This window comes from Aquiflexum sp., from assembly GCF_977115555.1.
In genome coordinates this window covers 1-1,956 of record NZ_CDSBKL010000577.1, presented here as the reverse complement: position 1 = coordinate 1,956, position 1,956 = coordinate 1, and the positions used below count along the sequence as shown (strand labels likewise).

General features: G+C 45.6%; 3 protein-coding genes. All 3 read left to right on the top strand.

The window, feature by feature from the left end:
• Window positions 1-233 (top strand): hypothetical protein (locus tag ACZFYI_RS19750; protein WP_462525836.1); only part of this gene is annotated, 233 nt, incomplete at its 5' end.
• A 39-nt stretch (window positions 234-272) separates the two neighbouring features.
• A complete protein-coding gene (locus ACZFYI_RS19745; protein WP_462525835.1) occupies window positions 273-1,595 on the top strand; it encodes a S8 family serine peptidase in 1,323 nt (440 codons plus the stop codon).
• A 26-nt stretch (window positions 1,596-1,621) separates the two neighbouring features.
• Window positions 1,622-1,855: a hypothetical protein gene (locus ACZFYI_RS19740; RefSeq protein WP_462525834.1), complete on the top strand. Its 234-nt coding sequence runs from the start codon at window positions 1,622-1,624 to the stop codon at window positions 1,853-1,855.
• Window positions 1,856-1,956 lie beyond the last annotated feature (101 nt).

Sequence of the window (1,956 nt, the reverse complement as noted above, 5' to 3'; positions counted from 1 at the left end):
CGCCAAGAACACAAGGTGAATTTCTTAGAGGCTTTGCTCTTTTATCTCTGCGTGAAACATTTTCATTTTTCTCTGAGCAATCTGTGAGTTTCGGAGTAAATTATTCTTACCGATTCTCCCTTTGCAACTCATTGAGATACCTTTGGGTCCTTTGCGGAAAAATGAAATCCAATACCTTTCATTTCAATTATACCCCTGATTATCAATATTATAATATTTTTTTTGTAAATTAGGTTTGTTTTTAATTCTGTTCACTTTTCAAATCTATAGCCATGTCAGATCAACCGGAAGTACTCGCATCAAAACCTGAATACACAGGCAAACGCCTAGTCATGCTTGACCCAAAAGCCAAGTTCAAAGACATAGAAGGAGAGGCAGGAGGTGCCTCCCTCAGGCTGGCTCCATCAAGCGAGTTTAAGTCAAAACAGGAAGATTACATCAAAGCTTTTGACCAAGCGGACGGTATTGTTTTTGAGAATTTTGGTGTTGCGGTGATAAATGAAAATCACGAAGCAGAGATCAATTCCCTGACGACAGCCTCCAGAACAAAAAGTATTTTCCTCTATGATGAGCCTGAGCGCTTTGTATATGCCTTGTCCGAAGTCGGAGCCTCTGGAGGAGGAGGATTTTGGCAATGGCTTTTGAGGTTATTGGGATTTGGCCCTAAACCCCCAATCACTAACCCACCCAGCAATCCTAAACCCGTAGATCCCAAACTCCCGGATTCTTATTCGGACATCGCGGCCGCCTATTGGGGTATTCAGGCTGTCAGGGCTTTGACTAGTCCTTATACAGGGAAGAATATACCTATTGCCATCTTGGACACTGGTTTTTTGCTGGATCATCCTGATTTTAAGACGAGGGTAATCCAAAGCAAATCCTTTATTCCCGGTGAAGAAGTCAATGACCTCAATGGACATGGGACCCACTGTACGGGAATTGCAGCAGGAGGGCTGAGAGGTTCCAACCAAAGCAGGTATGGCGTGTCCTCTGAGTCCAACATTTTTATCGGAAAAGTACTGTCCAATGCCGGTTCGGGTGCAGACAGCGGCATCATAGCCGGATTAGACTGGGCCATGACCAATGGCTGCAAAGTAATCTCCATGTCGCTTGGTGCGCCTACCAGGCCTGGACAAAGCTATTCCAGGATTTATGAAGACATTGCCAAACAGGGAATGGCCAAGGGGACTTTGATCATTGCTGCTGCCGGAAACGAAAGCAACCGCTCCTCCAACAGCATCAAGCCTGTCGGCCACCCTGCCAACTGCCCTTCTATCATGGCCGTGGCAGCCATAGACAGGTTTTTGAAAGTAGCGGATTTCTCCTGCGGAGCCATCAATGCGGATGGTGGGGAAGTGAATATCGCAGGCCCCGGAGTTGGGGTGATGAGTTCGTACAAATCTCCCCAACAATATATATCCATCAGTGGTACGAGTATGGCAACACCTTTTGTGTCTGGGGTTGCTGCACAATTGTGGGAGAAAAACCCAAGCGCCACTCCCAAACAGATTTGGGATATGCTAGTTTCTTCTGCTAGACCCATAGGATTGCCTCAAACAGATGTAGGTGCAGGACTTGTACAAAGTCCACAGTGATTTAACTTAAAATATCTCCAGATAAAATGGCAAAACATCCGACAAAATTCATTGCTTCCATAGAGAAGGATGAAATCGGCAATATTCAGAAAATCGCCCAAACCCTTGAAAGCAAAGGCTGTAAAATCACCAATGTCCTTTCATTTACAGGTGTAATCTGTGGGGAAACTGATGGGGACGAATCCAGCCTTCAGGATTTGAAAGTCAAAGGAATCAAACACATAGAAGAGGATGGGGAGGTGAAGGCTTTTGGGGGTTGAGAAGGGGGGATTTGGAAGTGGGATTTGGAAGTTGGGAAGCTGGAAGTTGGGAAGCTGGAAGTCCGAAGTTGGAAGATGGAAGATTGCCTGAGAAATCCAAT